At 50.8% G+C, this 24,218-nt stretch carries 18 protein-coding genes; 10 read left to right on the top strand and 8 right to left on the bottom strand.

What is annotated here, in order from left to right; all coding sequences use genetic code 11:
- The first annotated feature begins 106 nt into the window (after positions 1-106).
- The 4 genes from H6G89_RS26485 (at position 107) to H6G89_RS26470 (ending at position 2,759) form a co-directional block, all read left to right on the top strand.
- Complete coding sequence (locus tag H6G89_RS26485; protein ID WP_190512253.1) at positions 107-919, top strand: PhzF family phenazine biosynthesis protein; 813 nt, start codon at positions 107-109, stop codon at positions 917-919.
- Positions 920-1,140: 221 nt separating this feature from the next.
- The gene (locus H6G89_RS26480) at positions 1,141-1,881 is read left to right on the top strand and encodes an HD domain-containing protein (RefSeq protein WP_309230100.1); all 741 of its coding nucleotides are present in this window, start codon (positions 1,141-1,143) and stop codon (positions 1,879-1,881) included.
- A 256-nt stretch (positions 1,882-2,137) separates the two neighbouring features.
- Entirely contained in the window at positions 2,138-2,281 is a 144-nt protein-coding gene (locus H6G89_RS26475; RefSeq protein ID WP_190512251.1) for a hypothetical protein, read from the top strand.
- Positions 2,282-2,408: 127 nt separating this feature from the next.
- Entirely contained in the window at positions 2,409-2,759 is a 351-nt protein-coding gene (locus H6G89_RS26470; protein WP_190512249.1) for a YbaB/EbfC family nucleoid-associated protein, read from the top strand.
- Positions 2,760-2,807: 48 nt separating this feature from the next.
- Here H6G89_RS26470 and tftA read toward each other — a convergent pair whose 3' ends face one another.
- Positions 2,808-4,172 (bottom strand): hormogonium tapered terminus morphoprotein TftA, encoded by a 1,365-nt coding sequence (gene tftA / locus H6G89_RS26465; protein WP_190512247.1) that lies wholly within the window; start codon positions 4,170-4,172, stop codon positions 2,808-2,810.
- 379 nt (positions 4,173-4,551) lie between these two features.
- On the opposite strand from tftA, the gene dnaG reads away from it, so the two are divergent.
- On the top strand, positions 4,552-6,495 hold the full coding sequence (gene dnaG, locus H6G89_RS26460; protein ID WP_190512245.1) for a DNA primase: 1,944 nt from the start codon (positions 4,552-4,554) through the stop codon (positions 6,493-6,495).
- Positions 6,496-6,555: 60 nt separating this feature from the next.
- Here the strand turns inward: dnaG and H6G89_RS26455 are convergent, their stop codons facing one another.
- Positions 6,556-7,179 (bottom strand): hypothetical protein, encoded by a 624-nt coding sequence (locus H6G89_RS26455; protein ID WP_190512243.1) that lies wholly within the window; start codon positions 7,177-7,179, stop codon positions 6,556-6,558.
- Positions 7,180-7,315: 136 nt separating this feature from the next.
- Between H6G89_RS26455 and H6G89_RS26450 the strand changes: the two genes are divergently transcribed.
- From H6G89_RS26450 to H6G89_RS26440, 3 genes are all read left to right on the top strand, one after another.
- Positions 7,316-9,304, top strand: a complete 1,989-nt coding sequence (locus H6G89_RS26450) for an ABC transporter ATP-binding protein (RefSeq protein ID WP_199336947.1) — start codon at positions 7,316-7,318, stop codon at positions 9,302-9,304.
- 399 nt (positions 9,305-9,703) lie between these two features.
- Positions 9,704-10,243 carry a hypothetical protein gene (locus tag H6G89_RS26445; RefSeq protein WP_190512241.1) on the top strand — a complete coding sequence of 180 codons (540 nt, stop codon included), beginning with the start codon at positions 9,704-9,706 and terminating at the stop codon, positions 10,241-10,243.
- 226 nt (positions 10,244-10,469) lie between these two features.
- On the top strand, positions 10,470-11,534 hold the full coding sequence (locus H6G89_RS26440; protein WP_190512240.1) for a 3-deoxy-7-phosphoheptulonate synthase: 1,065 nt from the start codon (positions 10,470-10,472) through the stop codon (positions 11,532-11,534).
- A gap of 127 nt (positions 11,535-11,661) precedes the next feature.
- On the opposite strand, the gene H6G89_RS26435 is transcribed toward H6G89_RS26440, so the two are convergent.
- Positions 11,662-12,441 (bottom strand): ParA family protein, encoded by a 780-nt coding sequence (locus tag H6G89_RS26435; RefSeq protein WP_190512239.1) that lies wholly within the window; start codon positions 12,439-12,441, stop codon positions 11,662-11,664.
- Positions 12,442-12,697: 256 nt separating this feature from the next.
- Between H6G89_RS26435 and H6G89_RS26430 the strand changes: the two genes are divergently transcribed.
- Together H6G89_RS26430 and H6G89_RS26425 are read left to right on the top strand one after the other, a co-directional pair.
- Positions 12,698-13,183 (top strand): MarR family winged helix-turn-helix transcriptional regulator, encoded by a 486-nt coding sequence (locus H6G89_RS26430; protein WP_309230104.1) that lies wholly within the window; start codon positions 12,698-12,700, stop codon positions 13,181-13,183.
- Between the two features lie 53 nt (positions 13,184-13,236).
- The gene (locus H6G89_RS26425; RefSeq protein ID WP_190512238.1) at positions 13,237-13,701 is read left to right on the top strand and encodes an SRPBCC family protein; all 465 of its coding nucleotides are present in this window, start codon (positions 13,237-13,239) and stop codon (positions 13,699-13,701) included.
- A gap of 126 nt (positions 13,702-13,827) precedes the next feature.
- Here H6G89_RS26425 and H6G89_RS26420 read toward each other — a convergent pair whose 3' ends face one another.
- The 5 genes from H6G89_RS26420 to H6G89_RS26400 all read right to left on the bottom strand — a co-directional run bounded on the left by H6G89_RS26420 (position 13,828) and on the right by H6G89_RS26400 (position 24,150).
- Complete coding sequence (locus H6G89_RS26420; RefSeq protein WP_190512237.1) at positions 13,828-15,333, bottom strand: methyltransferase domain-containing protein; 1,506 nt, start codon at positions 15,331-15,333, stop codon at positions 13,828-13,830.
- Between the two features lie 58 nt (positions 15,334-15,391).
- A complete protein-coding gene (locus H6G89_RS26415) occupies positions 15,392-18,568 on the bottom strand; it encodes an AAA family ATPase (RefSeq protein WP_309230103.1) in 3,177 nt (1,058 codons plus the stop codon).
- 89 nt (positions 18,569-18,657) lie between these two features.
- Complete coding sequence (locus H6G89_RS26410) at positions 18,658-19,176, bottom strand: YcxB family protein (protein ID WP_190512236.1); 519 nt, start codon at positions 19,174-19,176, stop codon at positions 18,658-18,660.
- Between the two features lie 192 nt (positions 19,177-19,368).
- The gene (locus tag H6G89_RS26405) at positions 19,369-20,685 is read right to left on the bottom strand and encodes a hypothetical protein (protein WP_190512235.1); all 1,317 of its coding nucleotides are present in this window, start codon (positions 20,683-20,685) and stop codon (positions 19,369-19,371) included.
- Between the two features lie 90 nt (positions 20,686-20,775).
- Positions 20,776-24,150 carry a TIR domain-containing protein gene (locus H6G89_RS26400; RefSeq protein ID WP_190512234.1) on the bottom strand — a complete coding sequence of 1,125 codons (3,375 nt, stop codon included), beginning with the start codon at positions 24,148-24,150 and terminating at the stop codon, positions 20,776-20,778.
- Between the last annotated feature and the right edge of the window lie 68 nt (positions 24,151-24,218).

Here is a 24,218-nt window from a genome sequence, read left to right as displayed (position 1 = left end):
GTGAGTTGGCAAAGCCCAACCTACAAACGCCCCCAACTGGGTGTATTGTCTCCTTGTTAGAAATCAGTATGATTTAGAGCGATATTTCTCCTCTCTCTGAATCACCATGGGATTTCACCTGACTCAAGTTGATGCCTTCACTGACCAACCCTTTGCTGGAAATCCAGCCGCAGTCGTCATCTTGCCTGAACCGCAAACAGACTCCTGGCTACAAAACGTTGCCCGTGAAATGAACCTGTCAGAAACAGCGTTTCTGCTTCGTCAAGACGATGGCTTTCAGCTACGCTGGTTTACCCCTACGGTTGAAGTGCCCTTGTGTGGTCATGCCACGCTGGCAAGTGCTCATGCACTCTGGGCTGAAGGCTACTTAGCCCCAACAGAGGAAGCCCGTTTTCATACCTTAAGTGGCGTGTTGACTGCAAAAAAACAGGGTGATTGGATCGAACTCAACTTTCCGCCCAAATATGCCAAGCTCGTTGAAGCCCCTGCGGCGATCGCTGAGGCTCTGGGGGTGCCGTTCACCAGCGTCAGCCTGACCGAACCCTTTGCCTATGTGGTTGAAGTCGAGTCCGAGGAAATCGTGCGATCGCTCCAACCCAATTTTGCGCTGTTGCGATCGCTACCCGCCGAAGGGGTGATTGTCACCAGTCGCGCCAGCACCCCCGGATTTGATTTTGTCTCCCGCTTTTTTGCGCCCAATCTGGGCATTAACGAAGACCCCGTGACAGGTGCCGCCCACTGCTGTCTCGCGACCTACTGGAGCGATCGCCTGGGTAAATCTGAGTTCCTTGCCTATCAAGCCTCTGAGCGTGGAGGCGTATTGCGCGTGCGGTATGATGGCACTGGCGATCGCGACCAACGTCGGGTATGTCTGTCGGGGCAAGCCGTCACCGTCATGCGAGGAGAACTAGTGTTGTGAACACAAAGTTCTGCAATGTAGGGGGTTTGGGGGCTTCGCCCCCAGGAAGGGGTGGAACCCCTTCACCCCTTTCAAAACTTGTTTTTTGCTCTACTAGTGAGGGAATGAAGGATAAAGAATGCAAGCTGAAGGATAAAAAATTAAAGAGAGAATTGAGCGGTCAATCTGCCCTATCACCCCTCGGTGTTGCTGAATAGAGAGATAATTTTCTTGAAGTAGACGTGAGCGAGACGTTCACACTCCCTTTAGGCAATCGTTTTAACCAGTGTGGGCATCTTGCTCGCGACTCATTCATCCTCAAGATCAGCAACGCCCAACCCTCTACCTTCTGCCCTCATTCCCTATTCCCCACTCCCTTACCTCCCATGTCTCGGCTTCACCAACAAATTCAGTTCATCCTCGAAATCGACAAACTCAAACTGGTTTTGCGTCAAACCCTTTTAACGGATGGATCGCGCCGCGAAAACAGTGCCGAACACTCCTGGCATCTGGCCATGATGGCGATGTTATTGGCGGAATATGCGCCAGAGCCAGTAGAGGTGCTGCGGGTTATGAAAATGCTGCTGATTCACGATTTGGTGGAAATCGACGCAGGTGATACTTTCTGTTATGACGTGCAGGGCAACTTAGACAAAGCCGAACGGGAACAGCAAGCGGCAGATCGCCTGTTTGGGCTGTTACCACCGGAGCAAGGGGTAGAGTTGCGATCGCTCTGGGAGGAATTTGAAGCACAAACCACCGTTGAGGCTCGCTTTGCGGCAGCCCTTGATCGTTTGCAACCACTGCTCCACAATCAGCAGACTCAGGGGGGAACCTGGCGGATTCACGGGGTCACACGCGATCGCGTCATGAAACGAGTAGAGGCGATCGAGACAGGTTCCCCAGAGTTGTGGGTGTATGTTCAGGCGGTGATTGATGAGTGTGTTGCAGCAGGATATTTGATGGTAGGGAATGGGGAGTAGAGAGTGGGGGGTGGGGAGTAGGGAATAGGGAATGGGGAATAAATAAAAAATGTGGCGTTGCTGATCTTGAGGATGAATCAGTCGCAAGCAAGATGCTTGCACGGGTTTATTTGCCTCAAAGGAGTATGAGCGTCTCGCTCACGTCTGTGTCATACCAATTCTCAAAACAGTTGTCACAGATCAAATTCGTGTAGGGGCGTTTGGGTAAACGCCCAGTGCAACATGTGTAGCATTTAATCGTTGAATTGGTACAGTTATGGCGGTGCGTTACGCTGTCGCTAACAGCACCCTGCCATCTGCTCTCAGCCCCACACCCTATACCCTACACCCCTTTACCTCTTCACCCATTCCCTATTCCCCACTCCCTACTCCCTTCCCTAAACACAAACCTCCCGATTGAAGGTTAAGATAATGAAGTTTTCGCGAGTCGCCATCTAAGGTGAGCTATAAGATGGTAAGACTGCTCACGCAGTCGGTGTCAACACACCCTGACTCACCTATCGTTGCAATTGATTAAGTAGGACATTATGACAAAAGGACAGGGACAAGGATTTGGCTTTGGTCTTGGCAAGATGAAAGAGCTGACCGAAGCATTTAAGAAAGCGCAGCAGGTGCAAGAAGGTGCTAAAAAGCTGCAAGAAGAATTAGAAGCGATGGAACTGGTGGGCGAAGCCGGTGGTGGGCTAGTCAAAGTGACGATGAGCGGCAACCAGGAACCCCGCCGAGTGGAAATCTCCCCCGATGTCTTGGGTGAAGGGGCAGAAGTCCTTTCGGATTTGGTGTTGGCAGCAACTAAGGACGCTTACAACAAATCCACCGCCACTATGCGGGAGCGGATGGAAGAATTGACAGGCGGTTTGAACCTCCCTGGCATGTAATTTTTTAGCAAATCTCCGACTTCCTTAAGAAGTCGGAGATTTCACGGGTTACAGCAGTCCGGCGGATTCGTAGAGTCGCCGCAAGATTGCCATAACTTTAGTGCCATATTGCAGATCGGCTGCCCACCGTCCACTTAGCTGGTCAATCAGGGGGGCGACTCCTCGTGTGACAAATCGGAATCGAGGATCGACCAACTCCTGGACGAGGGGTGCAGTGCTGGCGTAGGCTTTGAGGTGCTGAATCTGCGCCCTCACCCCAATACGTGCACTGGGAAAGGTGGCTCCATCTTCATCGCCACCCACTGCTGCAATGCCCCCAAAATTATTTTGTTCGGGGCTGATGCTCGTACCAAACCGCAAAAATGCCGTTTCGACGCACATCTGGCAAAAGGCGATGTCGTGGTTGACGCCTTCGATCGCCGATTCTTCGCGGTAGAGCTTGGGCAGGTCAGGAAAGCGCACCAGAGCATCCTCATTGTTGCTCTTAAGAAACATCATCAGTTGCACTTCTGAGGTGTTGCCATGCCCCATGATGCGATCGATCAGCCCTGGGCAGATAACAGACACCGATCGCAACACAATGGTACGGGTTGAGGATTCCCAACTAACCGAGATATTAAAAGCTCGTAGCTCGATCGCTTTGATATAGACCACATTTCGATAGCTGATACGGCGAATTTCAGGCGATCGCGCCAGGTTTACCCCCAGTTGATCGGCTAAATCAATGGGAATGTAAGCATTGCCATTAACGATGATGCCTTTTTCGTCGTAGATACCACCGTTGATATTGATATCGACGGTCGAGTAGGCAGGTGGTGTAGGGGTCGGCGTCGGGGTCGGCGAGATCCCTGACACTGCTCGGCTCCAGGATGCCAACCCATCGGCGATGCCCAACGCCACATCACGGCGGCGCGTCTGAATAATGGCGCGATCGTCTGGATTAGAAAGGAAGCCGATTTCCATCAACAAAGATGGGGGCACGACCTGACGGCAAAAGACCAGGCTACCCAGAGCAGCAGTAGTGTCGGCTTTGGCTCCCCGGCTTTGCAGTTGGGGCACACGCCGCAGCAGGGCTAACAGCAACAACTCCGCATGGGCTTTGCGCTGATCATTATTAGAGATGTAATAGACACTGGTGCCGCGTGTAGCTGGATTGGAAAAGGCATTGGCTTGAATTTCCAGGGCTACATCTCCAGTGCGAGCACGAGCGTTAATCCAATCCAGCGTTTGCATCGAACTCAGGTCATCTGGTACTGAGAGCACTTCAAACCCGCGCGATCGCAACTCTGGAGCGACCAAATCTCGAATTAAGATCATCTCCTGCGCTTCGGTGGTGTTGCCCACAACTGAGCCTGGATCACGAGTTCTGCCTTCAAATCCACCATGTCCGGCTGAGATAAAGATCCGTCCCATCAATTCTCTCCATCCTCATCACTAACCCAGGGTAACCGAAATGGGGAAAAGAGAAGAAAGAAGAGGGAAAAAAGAAAAGAGAAGAGAGAAAAATGAAGAAAGAAGACGGAAAGATGAAGAGAGAATATCGCGATTGCAGCGTTTGTACTAGGGGGAGGCAAAGCAATCAAAGAATGACGGGTGCTGTGTAGTCGGCTTTGGGCATTTAATGGTCATTTAGACAGACATCGCCCTCAAACAATCCCATCCCTCACCTTCCACTCCTCTACCCCTTACCCCTGCCCGATTCTTCATTCTTCTTTTTTCTCTCTTCATTCTTCTCTCTTCTTTCTTATCCTTTATCCTTTAAGATCAAACTCTACTCCCTCTCCCCCTTCCCATGTCTCCCCGTCTCCACCCCGACACGATCGAAGAGGTTAAGCAGCGCGTTGACATTGTAGACGTAGTGTCAGAGCATGTCGTGCTGCGCAAGCGGGGCAAGGATTTTACGGGGTTGTGTCCGTTTCACGATGACAAGTCGCCCAGTTTTAGTGTTAGTCCCGGTAAGCAGTTCTACTACTGCTTTAGCTGTGGGGCAGGGGGCAATGCCATCAAGTTTTTGATGGAGTTGGGCAAGCAGTCCTTTGGGGATGTGGTGCTGGAGTTGGCACGGCGATATCAAGTGCCGATCAAAACGCTGGAGCCAGAGCAACGGCAGGAGCTACAACGGCAATTGTCGCTGCGGGAACAGCTCTATGAGATTTTGGCGTTAACAACAAAGTTTTATGAACACGCCCTGCGACAGCCCACCGGGGAAAAAGCATTGACCTATCTCCTGACAACGCGACAATTTGGTGAGGAGACGATCCAGCAGTTTCAGTTGGGCTATGCTCCAGGCGGGTGGCAGACGCTCTATGGCTATTTGGTAGAGCAAAAGCGGTTCCCTGTGGAGTTGGTAGAGCAGGCAGGGCTGATTGTGCCGCGTCAGGGGGGTGGGGGCTACTACGATCGGTTTCGCGATCGCCTGATGATCCCGATTCACGATTTGCAGGGTCGCACCATCGGCTTTGGGGGTAGGACGCTATCGGATGAACAGCCGAAATACCTCAACTCCCCTGAAACGGAGCTATTTGACAAGGGCAAAACGCTGTTTGCGCTGGATCTTGCCAGAGCCGCGATCGCCAAGGAAGATCGGGCGGTGGTCGTGGAGGGCTATTTTGATGCGATCGCCCTCCATGCGGCAGGTATCACCAATGCGGTCGCTTCCCTGGGGACGGCTCTCAGTCTGGTGCAGGTGAAACAACTCTTGCGCTACACCGAGTCCAAGCAGATCGTGTTCAACTTCGACGATGACTCAGCAGGGCAACGGGCGGCAGAACGGGCGATCGGAGAGGTGGCGGATCTGGCGTACCGGGGAGAGGTGCAGTTGCGGGTGCTCAACCTGCCGGATGGCAAAGACCCGGATGAGTTTCTCAAGACCCACAGTCCTGCTGATTACCGCGATTTATTGACCGATGCGCCGCTGTGGATCGACTGGCAGATCCAGCAGATTTTAGCGGGAACGGAGCTCGATAAAGCTGACCAGTTTCAGCAGGGGACGGAGGCGATCGCCAAGTTATTAGGCAACCTGCCCAATGCCAGTCTGCGGACGCACTACATTCACCACTGTGCTGAACTGCTGAGCCAGGGCAATGCCCGCTTAGCCCTGCAACTGGAATCCGACCTGCGAACGCAGGTGCGGGGGCAACGCTGGCATGGGCGATCGCAACGCTGGCAGAGTGCGGGCGATCGGACGTTGTTAGCGGAGTCAGAAGCTCAACTGTTGCGGCTATATTTGCACGTTCCGGAGCAGCGTCCCACGATCATTGAAGCCCTGGAGGAGCGGGATCTGGATTTCAGCATCTCTCACCATCGGCTTCTCTGGCAGCAGATTTTGGAGCTAGAGGAAGGCACTTCCATTGGTTCTGACGCGCATTCCCTGATTCAGCAAGTGCAGGATCGCTACACGGAGGTGACCAATCATCCAGAGATCCAAGCGTTGTTTCAACTCAACGAAAAGACTCGACGAGATATTGTGCGGGCACCGTTGGTCATTCGGGCGGCGATCGCCAGCATGGAACGGGTGATGTGCGAGAAACGGCGGCGACACTTCATCGAACTCTGGAAGCAGACCGATTGCATCACCGATCCCGAAGAGAGCCAACGCCTACAGTACCAAATTAATGCCGAAACTCAGCGTATTGAAGCCCTCGATCGGCAACAGCGACAGGTCACATTTGAGGATTTGACTCAAACGGCATGGGTGGGCGATGTGGATCAGTTCACTGAGTCCGTGCAGGTGTAAAGGGTGGGGTATGGAGTACAGGGGGAGTTCCCTCGTCCAGTCTCTCCTGTTCTATGCCCCTCAACGACACAATGCCTCTGCCCGCTCGCGCACTGCCTCAATGGGAGACGGTTGTAGGGGGTTTGCCTGAGCCGAGGCAAGCCGGGGTTGATAGCTGAGCCAAACAACCGCACTACCCAGAGAGACGGTGGTCAAGACCAACACCCCGGTGAGCCATCGTACCTGGCGATGCAACTGGCGAATAGCCTGGTTGCGGGTTTCAAGTTCGGCGACGACCCCATCGGGGAGAAGGCTTTGCATGGCTACGGTTTCAGCAGCAACCAGTTCGATGGTGGCGGCTCCTGTTGGGTCGTCTGGAATGGCAAACTTGACTTGAGAATGCAGCCAATCAGCAATTAACTGCGGGCAGTTTTTCTTAAACCACCGCAACGCAAACACTTTAAAGATGGGTTTCGACATGCTCGCAACGCCTCTCATCAACCGATTGAGCGGGCGACGACGAAACTTTTGATTGATCAAATTGACGGAGCCAATGTCGTACAAATAACCCAGAATCAGCTTTACGGTTGTCTCTTCGTGGCTCACAAGATGATCTAGCAGAATACGAACCTGACGCATTCGTTCTGCCTCTAGATAGGCTTCATCCACTCGTTGTCGGTTGCTCTGTGAGCGTTGTTCTAACATCACTGGTGAAAGGTTGCTTGAGCAATCACGGGGTCATAGCTCGCTGTCGAACAAGCGTATCTTTAGCTTAGCGAACCGATTTAATAGCAATCTCAACTCAAGGAAACATTATGTCTAAATCGTTTTAGCGATTGTTATGGTGAGAGCTGAGCGATCGCGGAGTGACTTCTGCCAGGAACGGGCTGAACGGGACCAATCATGTCTTAAAATTTCTCCCGAAGTGACTAAAAACTGGGCAAATTGTAATGGTTGTTTACAGCGATCGCTACAAGACTTAGGACACTTTGGTAGAAAAATCGAATTGTCTCCTGGTCGCATACGATGGGTGGAGTGTTGCAGAGCGATCGCCATGAGAGGGTTTGCCCCCGTCGTTGCCCCAGACCATAAAGCCAGCCAGCAGATCCCAACACTGCGGCGACTGCTGAGCTATTTACGACCTCACCGCAAAGAGATCCCCATCGCACTATCCATGGTGGCGATCGGTGCGGCCACGCAATCTGTAGGTCCATTTTTGATTGGCTGGTCGATTGACCATCTTATCAGTGCGGGTAATCTGCGCGGCTTGTTGCTGATGATGGGCTTCCTGACGGTGATTTATATCAGCGGCATTCAAGCGATTCGACAACAGATCATCCGAGTGGGGGCGATCGTGCAACGGGTGCTGGCGCAGTTGCGACAGGATATTTTTGTCAAAGTGCAGAGCTTGCCCATCAGTTTTTTCGATCGCAGTGAGGCAGGCGATCTGATGAGCCGTCTGCTCAACGATGTCAGTGTGATTAATCAGGCATTTGGGCAAACCGTCGCGCAGATGTTGGGCAACTTGTTTAGCTTGGTCGGCATCATCATCGCGATGTTGCTGATTCATTTGCAACTCGGCTTGCTCAGCAATCTGATTGTGCCCGTCATGATCTTCACTACAGGGTTGTTTGCTCGGTGGGCAAGAGCACGCTTTCGAGTCACCCGTGAAACCATTGGGGAACTCTCGACCAAAATCGAAGAAGACATCGGTAGTGTACGAGAGGCACAGGCATTTAATCGCGTTCCCCTGAATATTCAGGAGTTTGTCGAGTTAAATGAGGCAAACCGGGGGGCGAATGTGCAGGCAGTCGCGATTACAGCCGCGTTTTTGCCCTCCATTGATTTTCTCAATACCCTGGCAACGGCAGGCGTGCTGGCGTATGGTGGCTATCTCACGGTAACTGGAGCCGCAACCGTCGGCACCGTGACCGCATTCCTGCTGTATGTGCAGTTGTTCTTTCGCCCAATCCAGATTCTCAGCCAGTTTTACACACAGGCGCAATCTGCTTTGGCAGGGGCGGAGCGAATCTTTCGCCTGTTAGACGAACCAGCGCAATTGCAAGATGCAGAAGGGGCACGCACCATGCCCCCAATTCAAGGTGAAGTGCAATTTGAGCAGGTCACCTTTGGCTACAACCCTAATCAGCCCGTGCTCAAGTCTGTTTCGCTACACGCCAAACCGGGACAGATGATTGCCCTGGTCGGTCCAACTGGGGCCGGAAAGAGCACCATCATTAACCTGATCCTGCGGTTTTATGATGTCAGCGAGGGCAGAGTCCTGATCGATGGGATCGATCTGCGTACGGTGACGCAAAGCAGCCTGCGTCGTCAGATTGGGCTGGTGCTGCAAGACAATATCCTATTCACAGGCACCGTCGCAGAAAACATCGCCTTTGGTCGCCCACAAGCCACTCAAGCGGAGATTGAATCTGCTGCCCAGATCGCTAACGTGCATGAATTCATCACGCAACTACCGCAGGGCTACGCTACCTTGATCGGTGAACGAGGGGTCAACCTGAGTCAGGGACAACGGCAGTTGATGAGCATTGCTCGTGCCGTTTTGGTGAATCCCCGGATTCTGATTTTGGATGAGGCGACCAGCAGCATCGATACCCGCACTGAAGCACTGGTACAAGAGGCGATCGCCCGTTTGTTGAGCGATCGCACCAGTTTTGTCATCGCTCATCGCCTCAGTACCGTCACCCAGGCAGACCAGGTGCTCGTGGTGCAACAGGGGCAAATCGTGGAGCGAGGCACTCATACCGAGTTAATTGAGAAACAAGGAATCTATGCCAATCTCTATGCCCTTCAACTCGGTAGCAGTTAAGTGGGAGTGGGGAATGGGGAGTGGGGAGTAGGGTGAAGCAAGGAAAGGAAGGAGAGGGGGCAATTGTATAAACTTCACGGATTGCCATAACTTTAGTGTGAGAGTCACGGCGGGTGTGGGCGATCGCCCCCATCACCGGATTCTTCACCCGCCTCACTATTCCTTTCTACAAGACAAAATCTAATCACACATTAAATTGCGTGCAGACTATTTTCGCTTGAGAGTAGAGGTGCCATCCCCTATCTGCGATCTGAATCTCCAGAGATTTCTAAAATCTTAAATTTACTTTCCTATTGATCCCGAAATGCGAAAGAGTAGGGGAGGATGGGAACAGTAACCTAGATATCGGTTTGTGGAATCCCCATTGACCGTTCCTGCACGTTCTCGCAATAGCTCAACATGCTCATCTCCGCTAAAGCCCATGTCTCTTTTCCACGTTCTCTCGTATACGCCACCTATCGGGACAAGCTACTTGACCTGATGCCCTACATGCCCAACGTGCGGCGAATTGAGATTAAATCTCGACAACAGGAGGGGCATATCACGAAGTTTGTGAATGAGTGGCACGGGGGCGGTGAAATTCCCCAGGCGGCTCGTGCGCTGTTGAGTGAAGAGTTGCTCTCGTGGACCGATCGCGCCACCTGGAATGATGCTAACTTCACAGCCAATTGGCAGATTGAAACCCATGCTTTTACCGAGGCGGTGTTTTGCGCTGGCAAAAATCGCTTTTTAGAAGTGGATGGTGGCACGGTAATTGAGAGCCTGGGAGAGCTAACGATCGACCCCAAAAAAATCAAAGGTATGTTGCCAATGTTGACAGGCATGGTAGCTCAATTGGTGGAGGATGTTTTGAGTAAGCGAATTGAGCCGAACCTGTTGCAAATGAGTGAAGGGGTACAACGGTATTTAGAAGAACGAAGAGAGAAGAAGGAAGAATGAAAAGGAGAGTGGCGATCGCCATTCCTGTTTCTTTCTTCTATTTTCATTTTTTGCTTAGGGTAAGATGATGGGTTGGGGCAGGTGTTTGTACCCTGGTTGACGATCAAGACAACTTTTTGCAGCCAATTCAGTGGGGTTCCCGTGTGTGAACCTGTCTAACCGTCAAACCCAATTGTCAACCCTAGTAAATGATTTTAGGATTTGTGTGTTAACTCGCTCCAAACCCATGCGTAGAACCAGTGATCTGCACGTTGTTGAAACTCGCCCTTTGCTTGCTCCAGCCACTCTCCATGCAGAATTGCCCATAACCGAAAAAGCCGCTGCCCTCGTCGGAGAAACGCGCGATCGCATCCGTAATATTCTCAGCGGTGAAGATCAGCGACTGCTTGTGATTGTCGGTCCCTGTTCGATTCACGATGTCAATGCTGCCTTTGAATATGGTGAGAAGCTGATTAAACTACGGCAGGAACTTGAAGACGATCTGGAAATCGTGATGCGGGTTTATTTTGAGAAACCCCGGACGACCTTGGGCTGGAAAGGGTTAATCAACGATCCCCATCTAGATGGCAGCTACGACATCAATGCTGGCTTGCGGTTGGCGCGGAAGTTGTTGCTCGACCTGGCAAATTTGGGCTTGCCCTCTGCGACGGAATTGCTGGATCCCATCACGCCCCAATACATCGCCGATGTGATCTCCTGGACGGCAATTGGTGCTCGCACAACCGAAAGCCAAACTCACCGCGAAATGGCATCTGGTTTGTCGATGCCTGTGGGCTTCAAAAATGGCACCGATGGCAGCTTACACACGGCGGTGAACGCGATGCTGACCGCCAGCCAACCCCACCGTTTTCTGGGGATCAACCTGGATGGACTTGCCAGCATTGTCAGCACAACGGGCAATCCGGATGGGCATATCGTGCTGCGAGGTGGCAAACATGGACCCAATTTTGATGCGGCGCATGTCGAGCAGGCGGCAAATGAGCTAGCCCGTCATAGCCTCAACGCCCGGATGATGGTTGATTGTAGCCACGGTAACTCTGGTGGCGATCACACCCGTCAACCGATCGCCCTGCAAGAGATCGCGGCTCAGGTCGCCAATGGCTCACGTCACGTCATGGGGGTCATGCTCGAAAGTCACCTGGTGGCGGGCAAACAGCCCTTTCCCAAGGATGCCAGTCAGCTTGTGTACGGACAGAGCATCACCGACGCCTGTGTAGACTTCCCCACGACCGTTGACCTGCTGCGGGAACTGGCAAGCTCAATTAAGGGGCGATCGCTCCAACCAGCCTAAAGACAGAAAAGATAAACGATAAAGGCTGAAGGCTGAAGAATTGAGGGGTTCTGGGTTAAGACTTACCCTTGTCCTCTTCACTTTTTATCCTTTATCCTTCATCGTTTATCCTTTTCTTCTTCTCTCTTCAATCTTCCTCTTCTTCCTCCATTGCTTCCTCAAGTAGGAGGATCTCGCGGATGACTTCGCGATAGGGTTGTACCAAACGCCACTCCCCGGCATAGACGTGAATCGGTTCGCCTGCCAGGTTTGACTCGGCAAATTTCACCGATTTTGGCACGGGATCAAAGACTTTGATGCCATCCAGTTGATTTCTCAAGGTTTTGAGGATGTCTTGGGTAATCACAGTATTTTTCTCTGCCATGGTCGGCAGAACGCCTAAAACCTTTAGATCGGGATTGAGCTTTTCTTTGACGGTCTGAATCGTTTGCAGCACAGCCTCCAATCCCTTGAGGGCAAAAAACTGGCATTGCACGGGTACAAGTAGGCTATCTGCTGCTGCCAGCGCGTTGATGGTCAAAAGCCCCATGCTGGGGGGACAATCAATGAGAATGTATTCAAACTTGTCCTTAACCGTTTCCAGTTGTTGCCGTAGTGTATAAAATCGACCCTCCTGGTTAATTAATTCCTTTTCGACCTTTGCCAGGGAAATGTCAGTAGGTAGAAGGCTAATGTCATATCGCGTCTCTACGACTGCATCTAAGACCAAAGCCTGCTCAGTAAAGACCTCGTAGGTGGTCAGTTGCCCCTCTGAGACTTCTACTCCCAGCCCGGTGGTTAAGTTGCCCTGGGGGTCCAGGTCAACGGCAAGACAGGAACTTCCTTGGTGTGCCAGTAGTCCGGCTAGGGCGATAGTAGAGGTTGTTTTGGCAACTCCACCTTTTTGATTGGCGATCGCAGTAATCATACAGTCGATAGAGACTTTAGGGAGTTAAGGTAGCAGAATTATGGCAAATGCTTCCATATACTCCACTAGATTAATCATTGTAAACAGATGGGTGTAATTAAATATAGAACTGAATATGAGCAGAGCGCACTTTAATTTCTGGTTTAGAGATTTACAGTTAGGGTTGATTCAATCGATTAGCCTGATGCTATACTGAGATTATTGTTTGAATTAGTACTGTTTACTATCGTACTGTTTGAGGTGAAGCTTGACACGTGTGAAATCAAAACAATCCAAAGAGTCAGAAAAAGAATCAGAGGTTGGAGTCGCCAAAGCTGCTGCGCGGGAGGCGTTTATACCAGTGATGCGAGAATTAGTCAGAGCTTATCAGGCATACGCGGTCTACTCCCAAACCCACATTCGAGAACTGGGCTTAACTCCGGCTCAATTTGACGTGATCGCCACTCTGGGCAACACAGACGGCATGACCATGGGAGAAGTCGCCGACAAGACGCTGGTGACCAAGGGCACCCTCACGGGGATTATCGATCGCCTGGAGCAAAAGAATCTGGTACGGCGTGAAGTCCCCGAAGGCAACCGTCGCTGCTTTATGCTGATTCTCACGCCAGAGGGGGAGCAGGTGTTTGAGGAGGTCTTCCCGACGCATATCGCCCATCTCAAGGAGCGATTTGAGCAACTAACCCCCGATGAGATGCAGCAGTTGCAGTCCCTCTTGAAGAAATTGAGAGGCTTATTTGAATAGCCGAGAATTCGCTAGGCTGTTTTTATGTCTCATTACGTCGGCTACGAGTTGGAATGACCGCTCAACAAGTTTTTGAACAATCCATTCAGATCAACGCCAGCGCGACTGCCGTTGAGCGATGTTTAACGGATTTGGAGTTGATGCATCGCTGGCTCAACCCTGCTCTGCGATGTGAACCTATTGGCGAGTGGAGCACTGACCTGGGTAGCAAAAGTCGGTTTGTGATTCGGGTTCCGCTGTTGGAGCCCTCACTTAAAAGTGTCGTAGTTGCCCGTGAACCGGGACTGATCGTATGGGAGTTTAACGGCTTTTTTAAGGGGCGCGATCGCTGGGAGTGTCAGCCCAACCAGACTGGAACCACTCTGCTGAACCGCTTTGAATTCACGATTCCCAGTCCCATCGTCCGCTATGGGTTCAACACCGTTGCTGCCTCCTGGACACAGCAAGACATGCGATCGCAACTACAACGTCTCAAGCGAGTTGCCGAAGAGGTGTATCGAAAAACGGAGAAGGGGTGATGGGGAAAAGAAGGAGGAAAAATGAAGGATGAAAGATGAAAAATGAAGGATAAGGAACAAGACAGTTTTTTATCCTTTATCCTTTATCCTTCATCCTTCATCCTTTATCACTTATCCTTTCCCTCCTCACCCTTTCTTTGACCCGATCGTTTGCTGAATGAGTTGCTTGGTTGCAGTGACGAACGATTGCAGTTTAGAAGGTTGCTCTCCTGTAGGATATGCCTTCATGTCACTCTGTCGTTTTAGGCAAAGATTGAGCCGTAGATGGCAATTGTTTTGGAATTTCGTGCCGGGTTCTGAAGTAGAAATTGCCGATTGGTAATGGGCGATCGCTTCATCTAAACGTCCCAATTTTTCGTTGTAGAATCCCAAATGGAAGTAGACCTTATGAGCCTCATCGGTCGTATGAGATGAGGTTTCCTGATAGGCTTTTTGAGTGAGTTCCAATGCCTTCTCGACATCACCCTGGCGATCGAAATATTCTGCCTGACAAATGATGCTGCGGACGACCTGATTAATGTGGGCACCCGGTAATTGCTCCACCCGTTTGTAGAGAGTGTGAGCTTCATCGAATAAGCCAACTCGCCGACAGCCATGGGCAATTGGCAATAAGTGATCCTCATCTTCGGCGGTTTGAGCCACAGGAAAAACTTGTTGGCAAGCTACTTTTGCCGCCTCTAAATTGCTTTGCTCCAGGAGAGATGCAAGCAGTTGTCGGGAGGTAGCAATTCGTAGTCGTGGCTCCAATGTTTGACGTTCTAATAACTGTCGAAATAGAGCTTGAGCGGCTTCCGGTTGAGCCGCTTTTTGTTTGGAGCAAGCGGCTAGATAAACGCGCAGATCCTCCGGTAGCCACGTATCGTTATAGGGCTGGGAAAACGCCCCAGCTTTGCGAAGGAAAAACGACACACTATTCAAAATGATGTCTTTAGAGAGAACCTGAATCGGGCTGCGGCGATCGCGTCGGGGTACAGGCTCATTTTCAGGAATTGGAGTAAGGGATAAATCGACAGACCCTAACAGGTCAAACCCCTGTACCAGAGGATTAGTTCCAGTCATCCAATGCTCAATCCAGTGGCGATCGGTAAACAGCATGTGCGGTTCATAGCTGTGGCGATCGGTAGGGTTGTATTCGGTCGTGAGGGCAGCAATTCCCCCCGGTTTCAATACCCGGTGAATCTCGGCGTAGACCTGATGCAAATCTTCAAAGCTGCTGACGTGTTCGATGGAGCAACAACTCCAAACAAAGTCAAAACTGGCGTCTGGATATTCAATCTGGGTCATATCCATGTGTTGCACCTTGAGGCGATCGCGCCGATAGGGATAGGGGCTGCGCTCGTAGACCTCATTGACTGCCATGGAAGCGGTTGACCAGTTTTGGGAGTCGTATAAATCTGTGGCGACGATTTCTCCGCAAACATTGGTAAAGGCGTAAATTAAGCACTCATGCCCCACACCCAGACCCAGACCCCTGCTTTCACCGTTGAGCAACCCCAGTTCTTTGAGTCCGCGATAGACCTGAATAAATTCCCAAACTTTGCGGCTTTTTCCCTCCAGGTTCAGTAGGTCAGCGATCGCTTGAAAGTCGGGGTTATTCCAATCAACGAAATCTGCAACTTTACAAAACTGCATTGGCACAACCTGATTGGCTCAGTTCGTAGAGTATTGTACATGGATTTGGTCATTCCCCTTAAATCGAAAACTGTAATCGAGAACCATCAGGCGTTTTGCACACTTCGATGCGGGCTTGAAAGGCTTCCTTAAAGTGGGGCATGTGGGTCACCGTGAGAATGCAGGCGAAGTCAGAGGCGATCGCGTTGATCGCAGAAATGAGGCGATCGCACCCCTCCGTGTCCTGCGTACCGAAGCCCTCATCGACGATCAGCATTTGTAGAGCCGTGCCCGATCGCTGGGCTAGCAGGCGTGCCAGTGCCAGGCGGATGGCGAAGTTAACGCGAAATGCCTCTCCTCCCGAATAGGTTTCGTAGGGGCGGGTGCCCTGAGCATCGGCAATGAGGATGTCGAGGGTGTCAATCAGTTTGGTCGCCTGGGCGTTGCTGCGTCGTCGTCCGGCTCGTTGCGTCACAAATTGGACGTGCAGTTGGTGGTTGCTGAGTTGCCCCAAAATGCGGTTAGCTTCGGTTTCCAGTTGGGGCAACACGTTCTCGATCATCAAGGCTTGAATGCCGTTCTTGCCGAAAGCTTGCGCCAGTTCTTGATGAATTCGGGCTTGTCGCCGCAGGGTTTGCAACTGCTGCTGCTGCGTCTCCGATTGCTGCTGTAACAGGTCGAGTTGTTGCTGTTGTTGTTGTAAGCGTCCCAGTCGAGCCAACTGTTCATCAAGCTGGGTGCGGCGTTGCAGCATCTGCTGCTCTAGCTGGTGAATAGTGGCCGTGCGTTGTGCAGCCGTTTTCCCTCCAGAGTGCTCGCCTATCTGCTGTAACTGTTGGTTCAGTTCTTCCACCTGAGCCATGACAGACTGCAATGCTTGAGTGCGTGCAGCGAATACGTCCCCTAACTCATGCAGTCGCTGTTGCAGTTGGGGATAGTGTTGTTGTGCCTGGGTCAGTTCTTGTTGGCGTAATTGCCACGCTTGCGCTTGACGCAACGCCGATCGAATAGCGGTGTGTCGCTGTAAGTCGTAACCAATGTCAGCAATATGCTGTTCTAACTGGTGAATCTGTTGTTGTAGGGGTGAGGTATGGTGGATTGTCTCCAGGCGTAGCTCCAGGTCGGCAATGGTTGCCTCTAGCTCTGGTTGACGAGCCGCAATTTGGGCAGCGCGACGTTGGGCTTGCTTGATTTCTGCCTGTTTAATCTCAGCCCACCGCCAGCGATCGACCTCCCCTCTGGCGATCGCGTGGTTTTTGTCGTCGTAGTTGAGTTGTTGCAGTGTTTGATCGAGCAACCGCAGTTCCTCCTGGAGTTCGGGGGCGTAGTTGCCGCTGTGCAGCGATCGCTCCAATTCGGCTTGTTCTGCCGCAATGTGCTGGAGTCGGGTCTGCTCATCGCTAACCCCCTGCAACTGTTCCTGCAATTGTCCCCGTCGCTCCAGAATGGAGCCATAGGCAGACAGTTCCTTTTCCAGGTCACGGTACTCTTGCCGCAAAACTTGAATCTCGCGCTCCGAAACCACCAGTTGTTCCCGAATCACCCACAGTTGATCCTGGACTTCCTGCTGTTCAGCCTGGTGTTTTTCCAGCACTAGCGTCCAATGGTGCTCATCCAGGGGGCGATCGCACAAAGGACAAGGGGGATACTCTGACGTGGACACCAGAGGAGACGAGAGTTGGGCGATCGCAGGATAAGGTGCATCGGCTTGGGGGGTAGATGGCAAGGCTATGGCTTCCTCAGAGCTAGCCTCACCGTGCCCCTGTTTCAGCATGGCAATTTTATGGTCGAGTTCCGCCAGCTTTAACTCATAGTCGCGTTGGTGAGCTTGCAACCGCTCCATAAAGTTGCGCCGCTCCAATCCCTTTTCGCGTACCCGTTGTTGATAGAGGCGACGTTGCTCCAGATGCTCTACCAGTTCGGTTACTTCTAACACCGCTCGTTGAATTTGTGGTTGGCGGTGTTGTTGGGCTTCCAATAGTTTTGCTGTAGCTTGCAATTCCTCCAGACGCACCGTGAGTCGAGCCTGGTGGCGATCGAGCGTACTTTGCACCTGTTGGCGACGTTGCAGCAGAGGAGCCACCTTGAGTTGCAATTGATCCAGGTCTGCCAGGTGCGATCGCGCCAGTTTCAACTGTTCCAGTGCTGCCTCAATATCGGGAGCCTTGACAAGCATGGCAGCGATTTCATCTCGTTGCTGATACAGGGCTTCCAGTTGCGCCTGTGCCTGTCGCAGTTGATCTTTTAAGGTGTTGACCGCTTCTGCTTGTTGTTGTTGGAGTTGTTGATACTGCTGGACTGCTGTTTGGTGGGCTTGAAATTTGCGGTTCTGACTTTCTTCTTCTGCTTGCAGTTGTTGAAATTGGGTGTAGCCTGTGGCGATCGCCTCTGCTTGCTGCAAGATCGCCTCTAACTGGCGTTGTTGCTGCTGAGTAGCGGCAATTTCCTGTTGCAACCGTTGACAATCCTGAGTCAAGTGTTGTTGCTGTTGTTGATGCAGGTTTAACTGTTGCTGCCAGGTCAAACATTGTTGTTGGATGGCTTGCAGTTGGCGCAACGTGTCGGCATCCTGTTCCTGTTGCTGCTGCCAGTTTGCCAGGGTGGTTGCCAGGGCTTCCTGCTCGGTCGCGAGTGCCTGCCGTTGTTCCAGTTGCGTGGTGATTACCTCCAGGTTTCGTTCCAGTAAGGTGACCTCGGCTTTGAGTTGGCGCGATCGCTCCTTCGCCTGCTCTGCCAGGTCGTCGTATTGCCGCAACTTCAGCAAGTCTGCCAGAATTTGTTTGCGTTCCCCCGGACGCTTCAGCATGAACTCATCAGCCCGTCCCTGTCGCAGATAAGCCGAGTTGATGAACGTCTCATAATCCAGCTTTAGATGTTGCAGAATCAGGTGCTGGGTCGATCGCATGTTGCGTTCGGTCAGCGATCGAAACCCATTTGGCGTTTGCACCTGAAACTCTAGAGAACTACTCTGCTGGCGATAACGCGATCGAATGATGCGATAGGTTTGTTGGTGACACTGAAACAAAAAATCGACTTGCGTTTCGGTTTCGCCCAGGTGGATCACATCATCCTCTGCCATCACCCGGCTTTGACCCCACACTGCCCAGGCGATCGCCTCCAACAACGACGATTTGCCTGCTCCATTGGCTCCACAAATGCAAGCCACATGTAAGCCACGAAAGTCTAACGTCGCCGCGCGATAACTCAAAAAGTTTTTAAGCGTCAGTTGTAGCGGAATCATGCCGATCAAGCGCATCACACTTGATTCTAAATTAGCAGTACAGACGCACTTTAATACAGCTGAACTTTAGTATTTTTGAACTTATTGCCCAAATTCATCCTTTCCTAGTTAATTTTTGCCTGTTTCCAATACGTCACAAGCGTCATCAAAAATTCAGTTGCCTCCTCTGAATTGGCAAATGCTCGCTTGGGTACTAAATACGCCCAATGATCCTGAAACAACAGAAAAATATAGTGAGGTTGCTCCACAATCTTCTCAATTTGCAACCAGGTGATAAACTTTTCACCCACTGGATTAACCTTGTGAACTCCCTCAGTGGCGACACTCAACAGATGTTCACCGACCAATCCGGGGGTCTTCTCAACTAGGCGTTGGTAGCGCAATTTGAGTTGCCAGAAATACCAAGCTATAACCGCACCACTCAAAATTAACGGATTGAATAACACAACCTCTAGATCACGTCGTCCCGTCATGGAGGCATAAAGCCAACACAGCGAAAAACTCGTCAACGTCAACACACAGCAGTGGGTGAAGGTCGCGAGTTGCAATCGGGGCACATGCAACATGCCAAATTTGTGAAATTCCCAGTAGTCTCTGGGTAGCAGGGTAAAGCGAATTTTCATTGAATCATCCTTAGTACAACTCGTCGTAAATAGGGGTGGGAATTCGGGGTGCAGGGGTGGAACCCCTGACTGGGGGCGAAGCTCCCATACCCCCCTGGTTTTATTTCCAAACCCTATCTGTGAATCACAGTACTTAGAGGCAAGGGGCTGAAGCCCTTGTTATTGTGGCTTGAGAGCTGGTTACAGACGGAGTCAGGGTTGCAGTTGACTTAACTTATTTTGAGCCGAGAGAAGGAGTTCCTGCGCTTGCAGATAGACGGTCGTTCCTTCCTGAACCCGTTCTAGTTGATTGATAATGCCCTGAAGCCGACTGATGGTTTGATTCAGGTTGGTGACATCCCCACCATCAGGAATCGTAGCCAGCAATGATTCAATGTCCTGTTGAGCCTGTTGAAATGCCACGACTGAATTGGCTTCAGCCTGTCGCCGCACTTTAATTTGCTCCCGATTGGCAGTGTAGGTGGCTAATAACTTTTGGGCTTCTGCATAGCCAGCTAAATCAGTTGGTGGAATTTGCTCCAATCGCTGAATCGCATCCTGCCACAAATTTTCGACTCGTTGCCACTCACTGACCGAGTGGGGTGGATTTTGGCTGTACTGGGCAGCTTGCCACGCGAACTGTCGGGCTGCTTCAATCACGATGTTTGCCCGTTCATTACCTGCGGCTAAGCCCACCGTTTCCTGAAAATCGCGCTGGTAGGCCTGGAGTTTTTGCTGAGCCGTGCGCCCTGCCAGGGTTTGACCCGGAATTTCAGTAAATTGGTCTAACGCAGAACGCCAATTAGCGATCGCCATCTGCTTGTCCAACGGGGTCGTTGCTTGTTGATACTGCTGCTTTGCAGTGGTGAGGGTTTGTTCTGCATCAACGAATCGGGTTTGAGCGTTTTGCTCCTGAACGACCTTGGCTTGCAACCGACCGACCTCTGAGCGAGCCGCGTTAAATCCGCTCACGCTAAACCGCCAGTCATACCACCAATAGCGAGATTGTGGAAAGGTATTGAGTAAGTCAATGGGCAGGGCATCGAGTCGAGCCTGAGCCTCTTGTACCTTCTGTTGCCCCAGATCCAGATCTACCGCACTGGTTGGATTATCGATGAATTGCCTGGCTTGCTCTACAGCGGCGATCGCCTCACGATAGTTGTTGTCGATGCTGATATAGGTTGGCAGCAGCAGAATTGGGGCTGTCCGTGCGACTGGATAACGAATCGGGGGATAGGGCAAGTTCACCACCCACAACGCCCCAACGGGAATGCCGACTAGAATTGTTAACCAGATCAGCTTATTCAACACTCTGGGGCTATGTCTGGTAACCGGATCAGGAGACTGTATCTTTAACCGCTTGGCTTCTACTTCCATCTCACGCTCTAGTTGAGTGAGCGTTTTGACCTGGGGCACAATTGCTGGGGGTGGTGGCGTAGATGGTTGCATGGATTGTGCTGGAACTACGCCAGAAGAACTAGACGCAGATGGTTGCCAGAACTTGAGTCGGGGCAGCTTAAAGAGAGCCATAGATTGCACGGCAAGCGACTAATTCGAGTATACCCAAGGGCAGATTTTGCTTATCTTGGACTTGATAGTAAAGATTCCGCTGAATAGCAATTACTCGTTCAAAAGTGATTTAATTTCGTCAGGAGTGATTGGGTTTTTACCAGCTTGTAGAGTTGCAATCCACCGCTGCCACCTTGTCCCAGATTCCTCGTCGGGTACACCGTTAGCGATTGCTTTTTCCAGATCTGCGATCGCTCCCTTAAAGTCCCCTCGCAAGGCTCGATTCGCAGCACGACTTTCGAGGGGTGACCAATTGCCAGGAGCTAAGTTAACAGCGCGATCGCAAGCAAACGCGACATCTTGAACAAAATCGCGCAGACTTCCATGCCAGCAAAGGCTATCCCAAGAACTAGCCGGAATTTGTAAATCTGGATCAAGCTGTTGAGCTTGAGTGTAGGAGGTGATTGCCTCTATGATTTTACCTTGCCGTCCTAATCCGAGAGCTTCAGTCAACAAGTGTTCTGCTTGACCCTTGGCGGCAAACTGTTGAGCAGTTCTTTCAGGATCGATTTGTAACTGAGGATTCCATGTCAAAGCCATTTGGAGTTTGGCGATCGCCCCTTGTGTGTCGCCTTTTCGTGCTAAAGCTTCTGCTTGAGCGACTAATATAGGTGCAGATTGGGCAAACAGATCACTAGCTTGACATATTTCAATGCTTTGCAGCACATCAGGATGGGTAATCAGATAGCCTTCTACCCAATTGCAACCTCTTACCACTAGTTGGTCAGAGTTAAGAGTTTCAGCATTCCAGAGTTTAATCGTTTTGTCAGAGCTGGCAGACGCGATCGTCTTACCATCTGGACTAAATCTGATATTTGAAACTTGGTCTGCATGACCTTTCAAAGTTTTTAATTCTTGACCATCCAGATTCCAAAGTTTAATCGTTTTGTCACTGCTACTAGAGGCAATGGTTCTGCCATCGGGACTAAAACTCACACCGATTACAGAAGCCTCATGTCCCGCAAAGGTTTTAAGTTCCTGTCCCTGTAAGTTCCAAAGTTTAATCGTTTTGTCATAGCTAGCCGACGCGATCGTCTTACTATCTGGGCTAAAAGCAATGCTGCTGATCGCACCACCATGCCCTGTAAAGGTTTTCAGGTCTTTGCCCTGTAAGTTCCACAACTTAATGGTGCTATCGTTACTACCAGTCGCAATGGTCTTACCATCCGGACTAAAACTGACGCTTAAAACAAAGTCATCATGTCCTACGAGCGTTTTTAACACTTGTCCATTTAAGTTCCAAAGTTTAGCAGTGCCATCCCAACTTGCAGAAGCAATGGTCTTGCCATCTGGGCTAAAACTTATACTATTCACTCCAGCACGATGGCCTTTGAGAATTTTGAGTTCCTGACCATCAATACTCCAAAGTCTAACCGTCGTATCTGGAAAGTTACCTCCAGAGGCAAGGAGCTTACCATCGGGACTAAAGCTTACGGCATTGACCCAATAGGTATGACCGTTCAACGTTTTGAGTACTTGTCCAAATTGATTTGGAGGCAGTCCGCTATCGGTACTCCAAAGTTTAATCGTGCTATCTTCACTAGCAGAGGCAAGGAGCTTACCATCGGGGCTAAAGCTGACATCCTTGACAGAGCGACTATGCCCTTTGAGGGTTTTGAGTTCCTGATTATTTAAATTCCAAAGCCTGACGCTGTTATCAAGACTGGCAGTAGCGATCGTTTTACCATCGGAACTAAAGCTAACATCAGTCAGTCCATTTGTGTGGCCTCTAAATGTTCTCAACTCCTGACCATCAATGCTGCTCCACAGTTTTGCCGTACCATCAAAGCTAGAAGAGACAATTGTTTGACCGTCTGGGCTAAAGCTCACAGCACTGACATAATTGCTATGTCCCCTCATGGTTCTGATTTCTTGCCCATCACGGTTCCACAACTTGATGGTGTTGTCGTTACTAGCAGAAACAATGGTTTGACTACTTGGACTAAAGCTTACTTTGTTTACTGTGTCAGTATGTCCTTGCAGTGTTTTCAGTTCTTCTCCAGTAATGCTCCACAGTTTAATTGTATTGTCTCTGCTAGCCGAAGCAATCATCTTGCCATCTGGGCTAAAAGTAACACTTTCAACAATGCCACTGTGCCCTCTGAGTGTTCTAAGTTCCTCTCCAGTATCACTACGCCAAAGTTTTACGGTGTTATTGCCGCCTCCCGACGTGGCAGCAGCAACGATCGTTCCATCTGGGCTAAAACTGACGCTCACAACAGCATTGCTACTTACTAGTGTTCTGAGTCCCTGCCCATCTGCATTCCACAGCTTAATGGTGCCATCTCGGCTCGCAGAAGCAAGCATCTTACCGTCTGGGCTAAAGCTCACGCTGATAACGTAATCCTCATGGCCATTGAGAGTTCTGAGCTCTTTTCCGTTCACATCCCATAATTTGATTGTATTGTCACCACTGCCTGTCGCAATAGTTTGACCATTCGGATTGAAGCTGACACTGAATACGAGAGCGTAGTGTCCTTCTAAACGGTTGCGTTCTCTCACGTCATATACCGCTTGCTGCAATGCCAGTCTGACTTGATCTTGTACATTAGCAGTTGCCCAAGGCGCAGATTTCAATCGACTCGCTGCCTTAAGAGCATCCAACAATGCATTAAGCTCTTGATTTGAAAGTAACAAAGCTTTTGAGGAACTGCTGAGAGCACTAATTTCATTAGTGGTGGCTTCTCGCCGTTGAGTTTCAGCCGTTTGATATTGACCGAATGAAAATAGTCCTAATCCGATCGCAATCATCAAACAGACCAGGACACCAACTAAAGCAGTGGCGATCGCCTTTCGTGCCTTCTTTTGTCGCTTAATTTCGGCATCGCGTTGGGCTAACTCTGCTTTACGGCTTTCGTTGACATATTCCAGTTGTAATTCGGTCGATCGCGGTTCTTTGTCGCGGCCCTGCGTTAACCATTGAATTGTGTGTTCTAACTCACTACCTCGTATCAACAAATCAGGATTATGGTGTTGATGCTCCCACTCGATCGCTTTGACTAACAAGCGAGTGTGGCGTTTGACGTGATCTAAATCGGTGTCGAGGGCGGTTACTAGCGATCGAAATGCTGAATCAAAATCATCCTCCTCCCGAAAAAACAGCCAGTTGTGTTTGCCTAATGTTGGACGGATGAGTGATGAGTCAAAGCCATCTCGGCGGACAATGGGCATTAGGCGTTTGTTGTGGAGAACAGCGTGATCTAGCTCCTGCCCACACACTTTGGAGTTGATGGAATCAGGGCTAATGACAAACACAAAAGTATCTGACTGCTCAATGCCACTTCTAATTTCTACCCACCAGTCTGCCGTCAGGGGAATGTCTTCCCAATCGACCCAGGCGTTGTACTGGCTGGCAGTGAGTGCCTGATGCAAAACTTTGACAAAGTCCTTATCCTTGCGAGAATAAGAGATGAAAACATCGCTCATAAGGATGTTGGTTGTGAGGGGGCTATGAATACTCTTCACCCGATCGGGTGAGTTTTACGCAAGGAGTT

Origin of the sequence: Oscillatoria sp. FACHB-1407 (assembly GCF_014697545.1) — a bacterium.
In the GTDB taxonomy this organism is placed as follows: Bacteria; Cyanobacteriota; Cyanobacteriia; order Elainellales; family Elainellaceae; genus FACHB-1407.
This window is presented reverse-complemented; position numbering and strand designations above follow the sequence as displayed.

Bases quoted from the DNA above. Each gene is read 5' to 3' on its own strand.
- H6G89_RS26485 (WP_190512253.1), top strand. From the start codon at position 107: ATGGGATTTCACCTGACTCAAGTTGATGCCTTCACTGACCAACCCTTT.
- H6G89_RS26475 (WP_190512251.1), top strand. From the start codon at position 2,138: ATGGCGGTGCGTTACGCTGTCGCTAACAGCACCCTGCCATCTGCTCTC.
- H6G89_RS26470 (WP_190512249.1), top strand. From the start codon at position 2,409: ATGACAAAAGGACAGGGACAAGGATTTGGCTTTGGTCTTGGCAAGATG.
- tftA (WP_190512247.1), bottom strand. From the start codon at position 4,172: ATGGGACGGATCTTTATCTCAGCCGGACATGGTGGATTTGAAGGCAGA.
- dnaG (WP_190512245.1), top strand. From the start codon at position 4,552: ATGTCTCCCCGTCTCCACCCCGACACGATCGAAGAGGTTAAGCAGCGC.
- H6G89_RS26455 (WP_190512243.1), bottom strand. From the start codon at position 7,179: ATGTTAGAACAACGCTCACAGAGCAACCGACAACGAGTGGATGAAGCC.
- H6G89_RS26450 (WP_199336947.1), top strand. From the start codon at position 7,316: ATGGTGAGAGCTGAGCGATCGCGGAGTGACTTCTGCCAGGAACGGGCT.
- H6G89_RS26445 (WP_190512241.1), top strand. From the start codon at position 9,704: ATGCTCATCTCCGCTAAAGCCCATGTCTCTTTTCCACGTTCTCTCGTA.
- H6G89_RS26440 (WP_190512240.1), top strand. From the start codon at position 10,470: ATGCGTAGAACCAGTGATCTGCACGTTGTTGAAACTCGCCCTTTGCTT.
- H6G89_RS26435 (WP_190512239.1), bottom strand. From the start codon at position 12,441: ATGATTACTGCGATCGCCAATCAAAAAGGTGGAGTTGCCAAAACAACC.
- H6G89_RS26425 (WP_190512238.1), top strand. From the start codon at position 13,237: ATGACCGCTCAACAAGTTTTTGAACAATCCATTCAGATCAACGCCAGC.
- H6G89_RS26420 (WP_190512237.1), bottom strand. From the start codon at position 15,333: ATGCAGTTTTGTAAAGTTGCAGATTTCGTTGATTGGAATAACCCCGAC.
- H6G89_RS26415 (WP_309230103.1), bottom strand. From the start codon at position 18,568: ATGCGCTTGATCGGCATGATTCCGCTACAACTGACGCTTAAAAACTTT.
- H6G89_RS26410 (WP_190512236.1), bottom strand. From the start codon at position 19,176: ATGAAAATTCGCTTTACCCTGCTACCCAGAGACTACTGGGAATTTCAC.
- H6G89_RS26405 (WP_190512235.1), bottom strand. From the start codon at position 20,685: ATGGCTCTCTTTAAGCTGCCCCGACTCAAGTTCTGGCAACCATCTGCG.
- H6G89_RS26400 (WP_190512234.1), bottom strand. From the start codon at position 24,150: ATGAGCGATGTTTTCATCTCTTATTCTCGCAAGGATAAGGACTTTGTC.